Below are 6,892 nucleotides of genomic sequence, written 5' to 3'. Positions count from 1 at the left end.
GAGAAGATGCTTCAGGAGCGGTATGCCCCCCGTACACAGACTCTTACACATAACTCTTGACACGACCACGCTTACTTGACACAGGTTTCTACATTAGATTGGACATCACACAGCTTCCCAGCAATTACATGGAGCTATCATCAACTAGGAGGTATCTTTGGTCCCTTTGAAATAAGCAAGCTTTTTGACCGCATCACCTCTGCTGTTGACGACCTTGTTGAGCTTTTTGTCAATGAATGGAAGCAGGCAAATAAGAAGTAGTTTGCTGAGCAGGCACTCCCTCATTGTTCTTTTTGACCAAGCCAACTTTTTGACCAAGCCAACCGAGCCTGTTCCGGTACTTCTTCTCATCCCTTCTCCCGTATCACCAGGCGGCCTCGGGCCTCGAGGCCCTGATGGCCGCGGCCCTCCTGGGTTTTGGCCTGATGAGCATCACCACCTCTCCCTTCCCGAGGCGCAACCAGGTTTACCGGGTGATGGCGGCCTACAAGCGAGCCGGGCGGCGATAGGAAGGGGTCCTCGAATTCACCCCCCGGGGAAAACCCCGGGGTTTTTGCCGGCCTCGATGGGTAGGGTCAAACCGCTCGACGGCTCCACCCCCGGGGGCAAACCCCCGGGGCCCGTTTTCGTGGTAGGGGGCGGTTCTCTACCGCTCCCAAACCGCCCCTCGAGGATGGCAACCGATTGGTTGTTCGCGAAAGAGAGCTTTCGCGAATGAAGCTCCTCGCCACCTGCACCCAGGGGCAAAGGGCGCGGGCCCTTCTGGAGCTGGCCCCCAAGGCGGAGGTGGAGGCGGTGTCTGGGCTCGGGAGGCCCCAGGGGCTTTCATTTCGCGGCAGGAAGGGTTTTGTCCCTCACCGGGGGGCCACCCCTGGGCCGCGGGCCGGCGCCTCTTCCCTTGGCGAGAAGCGTGGGGCCGGGCGCAGCTTGCACTCCCTCGTGGCTACCAGGACTGCTCGGGCGGAAAAGGGGTCTTGCCTGAGGGAATTTCCCCTACCTCGGGTGTCCTGACGCAAGGGGGGAGGGTTCGCCTCGAGGCCGGGCGGGGGCAACGGTGGAAGGGGTGGGGTGGCTCTCTTAGCTACAAAGTCGCGGTAAACCTGCGTATGTAAGCAAGACCCTCTCCTCTACCTCCCCCATCCCCCTTCCGCCTCGACGACCCACCCCACCAAGGCTGGCACCCCTGGACCTCGGAGCGCAGCCTTGGGACAAGTCGGTAGCTGGGTGCAGGAGGAATTCCCGCTTTAGCTTGAGCCAGGGTAGGTGCCTACGGGAGATCCTTTTTGCTCCCGCGAAGGGAGCTTGCCAGGATCAGTACTGCGGCACTCTCCCCTGGAAAGGAGAAGAAAAAGGGAGGGGCCGGGAGGTATCCCCCCGGCCCTCTCCCCAGCCCCGCTTCTAGCGGTACTCCATCCCCCCGTCCAGGGGGCTCGGGGGAAGCCGGAGGGGCACCATCTGGCTTTGCTCGTCCACCTGGAAGCGCCAGGTCCACTCCTTTTCTACCCCTTCCTCAGACCGCGCCTTGACGTAAACCTCGTACTCCGCCCCGTACTCCAGCGGTTCATGGGGGATGATTACAAACGTTCCGCTTGCTTTAAGGACGAATGTGCCTAAATCGCGTTGTGTTTGGTCGGCATGCCAGTACTGCATGCTCCCGTAAGCGCACACAGGGTTGGTCCGCCCGTCGGCAACCCGGGTGACGCGGGCCTCCACCACCTCGGCGCCCTTCCAGGGGAACACGTTGCTGAGGGTGATGGGAAAGCCCCTAGGGCTATTCGCGGGCATAGCGCCTTCCGGCGTGCCCCAGGTTAGGCCCGCTTCCGTCAGGTAGGGGCGCTTGGGGGCCATGTCGGGTTGGTTGCACGTGAGAATGGGGCTCGGCCACTCGTTGCCGTACATCAGGTTTAGGGGGACCTTCATCCCAGGGGTGGGGAAGGGGATGGCTTCGCTTGTGGTGCTTCCCTCGGGGTAACTAACCCGGAAGCCCCCGCTACTCCAGAGGGCGCCCGAGCGCACCTCCCGGTATACCCCGAAGCTGCCCGTCATGGGGAAGGGTCGTTCAAAGCCGATTCTGTGAAAAGGCAGGGTGATGAAACCGTTAACGCCCGTTTCTTCCAGGGGCACAGACTCGAGGCCCACGTAAGGGCCGGCGCCTGTCCACAAACCGGAGGTTCTGGCAGCCTCCCTTCCTTCCGGGGTGTAGAAGGGGTGGGAGGGGTCCTCGTCGTGGACCGGGACATTGGGGTAGTTGTACACGGCGTACCTGCCTTGAAGCCAGAGCCTCCACCCCCACTCGGGGTCCTCCTTGACCCCAGGAAGCCCCGCCCGCGCCCGCCAGTCGGCGAGGGCTTCTATGGCGCTACGCCCCCGGGGGTCCCGGATCTTCAGGTAGAAGGGGACCGTCCACGCGTCCCCCTCGGCGTCCTTCACCTGGATCTCGTACTTGAAGGGCCCTTGGGGGAGGGCCGTGGCGTCCACCTGGAAGGTGAGGTCCACCCTGGGGTTAGCGCTGTCCAGGGTGTAGGTCCCCGTGGGGTGGGTGACCCCGGGGTAGCGGCTCGCGTCCCAGCCCGGGCAGTAGGCGGTGCCCTTGGCGCAGGGGTCGGCCAGGGCCAGGCTCACCTCCACCGGCTTGACGGTGTCCTGCAGGGTGAGGGTCAGGGTGTAGGCGCCCCCCGCGTCCGCGTAGGCCACGGCCTCGGGGGAGGCGGAGAGGGCCACGGGGTTGGGCTTGGGGCCGAGGGTGAGCGTGTTGCAGGCGGGGAGGAGGCCCGCCAGGACCAGGGTGAGGAGGGCCTTTAGGAGCGCTTCTTTCCTCGCCATCTCCCCCACATTCTACGGGGGAGGAGAGAGGGTGCCTCTCATCTTCCCCGCGCCCGGGGGCTGTTGGGGTGGGCCTCGAGGGGGGTAAGGGGAAGCGGGTTCGGAGCCCCTATCCCACAAAAATCCCACGCTCCCGGCGTAAAATGCTTATATGGGCGAGTACTTTTGGCACGACCTGATCCGGGAGCTTTTGGCCACGCGGGCCATCACCCAGAACGACATCGCCCGCTTCCTGATGATCGACAAGGGCTACTTCAGCCGGCTCATGCGGGACCCGGAGCGCCTCGAGGCCTTCATGGACCGCTACCCCGACCTCCACAAGAAGCGGGCTCTGGCCCGGGCCCTGAACGACCGGAAGACCATCCAGGACATCCGGCTGGAGGGGTACACGGGGGAGCGGGTGGCCTCCAAGACCACGCTCTTCCTCTAGGGGCGGCGGGGGGCCTTCCCCCCGTGGGCCCGCTCTGGGCTCCTCGAGGCTTCCCTCGTCGGCGCCAAGCGCCAGAAGCCGCCCGGCTCCTCCCAGGCCAGGCCCGCCCGGGCGAGGGCGCGCCAGACCGCCCTCAGCCCGCACCTTTGGTTCCAGGAGGCCGTCTGCCTCAGGGAGGTCAAACGCGTAGGGGACGGAGGCCTAAGGCGCCCCTTCCCTCCCGCCTTCCCCTCCGGACCAAGGGGGCGCTAGTCCTCGAGCGCCACCACCGCTCCCAGCACCCCGAGGACCGCGGCGGCGGTGACCAGGGCCTCGTCCCGGGGGGCTCCCTTCACCACCACCCGCGACCCGGGGCTCAGGTACCGCCCCGCCTCCGCCAGGACCAGGTGCGCCGGCCCCGGCTTCAGGGGCACCTCCTTGCCCCCGACCACCAGCCTGGGAGCCTCCCCCAGGTGGAGCACCGCCTCCGGCACCTCCGCGAGGGGGGCTTCTTCGGCTTCCGGGCTTTCCCCCGCCTCCCGCTTGGCCTCCAGTTCCTCCGCCTTGCGCCGCGCCCAGGCCCAAATCACCCGGTCCACGGCCAGGAGCAGGAGGAGGAAGCCGAACACCGCGTCTACCTCAACGCCCTCACGGAAACCCCCGAGGGGCGCTTGGTCTTGGGCTACACCACCCTTGGGATGGGGGGCGGCGAGGGGCGGGAGGCCGAGGTGCCCCTCTGGGTCGGGCCGAACTGGACCCCGGGCGACTACCCGGCCCGCCTCGAGGCCACCGCCTCCGGGTACGAAGGGGTGGTGGCGAAGCCCTTCACCTTAAGGGTGCGCTGAGGCGGGGCCCCTCGAGGGCGGCCGGGGGGCAGGGGCGGAGGGGGATGGGAGGTGTCTTAGCTACAAACTCACCTCAACCCTCATTATGTAACTAAGACACCTGCGCCGCCTCCGCTAGAACCCCTGGCCCTGCTGGGCCCGGGCGAGGGGTTCCGCATCAGGACAAAAGCCTCCAGGCTCCCACACCCATCGTACCCGAGGAAGCTGTTCCTTCAGCCACCAACCCCCCGCACCCTCCATGAACTCCTCAGTCCCCTCTTTCTTGGAACTATTCCATGTGCTACCCCGATCCCCTCCCCTGTCTACCCCGCCCTCCTCCCGCCGCTTTCGGGCGAAGCTCACCTTCCACCCCCTACCGCCCCACGGATTCGCGTGCGTTTGGCCCTCCAACCCCCTCGTTTTCGCACCCTCGAGGCCAAGCCCGCCCTGCGAAAACCCACCCGCCGCTCGCCCGGCCAGGGTTGTCCAGGTACGGAAAAAGGGAGAGGGGAGGTTAGATGCCCTCCCCCTCTCCTCGCCCCCTTCCTCTTCACCCTTCCTTCCGAACCCCCTCTCCCCGTCAGGAGGGGTAGGTGGACCCGGGGCCGTGTGGGTCCTCGAGCCCAGGGAGAGCGGGGCTCGGTAGGGGTCAGACCCCCTTCCCCCTCACCCATCAGGAGGGGTAGGTGGAACCTGGCCCGCATGGGGCCTCGAGGGCCTGTAGCGCTTCCCCCACCTAGCCCGGTAGGGGGAGCCGGGGTGTGTTGGCCCTCCTCTCCCGTTAGTCCTGGACCTAGGGACCGGAGCGGGTGCCCTCGAGGCCTAACCGCGCTTCCCCCTTCAGAGCGGGACCTCCAGACTCGCTAGCCTGGCCCCAGGACGCACCTGGTCCTCCCCTAGCACCTACCCCGTTAGTCCTGAACCGACCCGGTAGACCCCCAGGGCCAAACCGGGGCAAAACAAAACCCCCGGATCACTCCGGGGGGTGGGTTTTGTGAGGGGGGTCTAGGGCGATAGGGGTGCGTTTATGTAGGCCTCGAGGGGTGGAGGGTAGCAAAAACGATGGGGAGAAAGGGGGCGGGGTGAGCTTCGCCCGAAAAACGCAAGGGGGCACCCCGGGAAGTGGGGTAGGAGGTAGTTAGAAGGAGTGCAAGAAGAGAGCGGGGGATTTTGTGAGAGGGTGGGGCTTGGTTTCTCATCTTCTTCTCACGACAAAATTGGGGGGGTTCGTTTTTGACACTAGCGGGTTCACCCCACCCCCAGGAGGAGGTGGGCTCTCCCACCCCGCTCCAGGAGCGGAGGATGGGAGTTCTCACCAATCTCTCAGGGAGAAATTGGGGGGGTTCGTTTTTGAACGTCCACCTCCAGGAGGGGGTGGGTTCTCCCATCCCGCCACGGGAGGTGGGCTCTCCCACCCCGCTCCAGGAGCGGAGGATGGGAGTTCTCACCAATCTCTCAGGGAGAAATTGGGGGGGTTCGTTTTTGAACGTCCACCTCCAGGAGGGGGTGGGTTCTCCCATCCCGCCACGGGAGGTGGGCTCTCCCACCCCGCTCCAGGAGCGGAGGATGGGAGTTCTCACCAAGCTCTCAGGGAGAAATTGGGGGGGTTCGTTTTTGAACACGCCGCCCACGCCCCGGAAATGCGGGGCGGAGGCCACCCCCCACGGGGAGAGGTACCCCACGCCCCTTGGGGACCGTATCGGGCGGTTCAGCCCACCGCTCACGCTAGGAGTATAGCGCCCCTACCTCCTCCTGGCGCTTTTTTCTTTTCGCCTCTCCTCCTCTAGGAAGGCGGCGAGCATCTCCTGCCACTTCCAGAACTCCGGGAAGAGGGCCCTGCACCCGTACCACTCCAGGGCCTCCTTGCGGAGCCTCTCGGCGTACTCCTCCATCTGCTTCCGGGCGCGGGGGGCGTCCTCCCGCGCCCACCAGGGCCCCCACTTCGCCTTCAGCTCGTCGTTCCACGTTCCCCGCATGTAGGGGGACAGGAGGTAGTAGCGTTGCTTGTGCCATAACTGTGATAGCCGCTCCTCCTTCCCGGCGGCCGCCGTCAGGGCCACGTCCATCAGGATCCGCTTGTGCGCCTCGGGGACCTCCTCCTTGCGGATGAGGGTGCTGCAGAGGCTGATCAGGTCCATGTCGGGCTGGGCGTGGATGTGGTAGATCAAGAGGTCGGGGGAGTAATAAAAGAGGTGGCGGCGCCAAGCCCGCAGGATGGGCCCGAGCAGGAAGTAGATGCGCATGAGCCCGGGGGGCACCGGGGGCAAGCCAACGATCTCCTCCAGCCCCACGGCCCATCGGCTGAGGAAGCCCTCGAGGTTCTCAAAGGTGAACGCCTGGTCAAAGCGGAAGTAGATGCTCAGATACCCCACGTCGCCCACCAGGGCGAAGGTTTTCTGCCGGGTGGTGAGGGTTTCGCCCCGCTTCTGCCACTCCCGCTCCACCTCCCTGAGGAGGTGGACGGCCTCGTGGTCCGTGATGGGCTCCTCCAGCTCGAGGGTGTCCCGCTCGTGGGTCCAGACGAGGGCGAAGAGGAAGGCGGGGAGGCCGTTGGCGAAGTTCTCCACCCATTCCCGCTTGGGGTTGAGGAGAAGATCCATCCAAGCCTTCTGGTCCGCCGCCGCCAGGAACAGGCACAGGCCCCTTCGTTCCTCGGGCAGGGGGAGGTAGATGGGGTCCATGGGGGGATTGTAGGGAGCGAGGGGGCGGGCTTTGCGACTCGGGGTCCTTTCCCGAGGCCGTTAAAGACCTCGTCCCGGTCGTGTCAAGAGTTATGTGTAACAGGACTTTACCCACATCTCCGTTTCGTGGTAAATCTCCCCTTGCGGGCGCAGCC

General features: G+C 65.5%; 4 protein-coding genes. 1 reads left to right on the top strand and 3 read right to left on the bottom strand.

Going from position 1 to position 6,892, the window contains the following annotated elements:
* Positions 1–1,398: 1,398 nt before the first annotated feature.
* On the bottom strand, positions 1,399–2,823 hold the full coding sequence (locus L0D17_RS12700) for a CAP domain-containing protein (RefSeq protein WP_243095640.1): 1,425 nt from the start codon (positions 2,821–2,823) through the stop codon (positions 1,399–1,401).
* 151 nt (positions 2,824–2,974) lie between these two features.
* On the opposite strand from L0D17_RS12700, the gene L0D17_RS12695 reads away from it, so the two are divergent.
* Entirely contained in the window at positions 2,975–3,253 is a 279-nt protein-coding gene (locus L0D17_RS12695; protein ID WP_243095639.1) for a MarR family transcriptional regulator, read from the top strand.
* 248 nt (positions 3,254–3,501) lie between these two features.
* Here the strand turns inward: L0D17_RS12695 and L0D17_RS12690 are convergent, their stop codons facing one another.
* Together L0D17_RS12690 and L0D17_RS12685 are read right to left on the bottom strand one after the other, a co-directional pair.
* Complete coding sequence (locus L0D17_RS12690; RefSeq protein ID WP_243095638.1) at positions 3,502–3,861, bottom strand: hypothetical protein; 360 nt, start codon at positions 3,859–3,861, stop codon at positions 3,502–3,504.
* Positions 3,862–5,798: 1,937 nt separating this feature from the next.
* A complete protein-coding gene (locus L0D17_RS12685) occupies positions 5,799–6,737 on the bottom strand; it encodes a hypothetical protein (RefSeq protein WP_243095637.1) in 939 nt (312 codons plus the stop codon).
* Positions 6,738–6,892 lie beyond the last annotated feature (155 nt).

The organism is Thermus thalpophilus (assembly GCF_022760915.1).
Taxonomy (GTDB): domain Bacteria; phylum Deinococcota; class Deinococci; order Deinococcales; family Thermaceae; genus Thermus; species Thermus thalpophilus.
The sequence above is the reverse complement of the archived record's forward strand: the minus strand, read 5'-3'. Positions and strand labels throughout refer to the sequence as shown.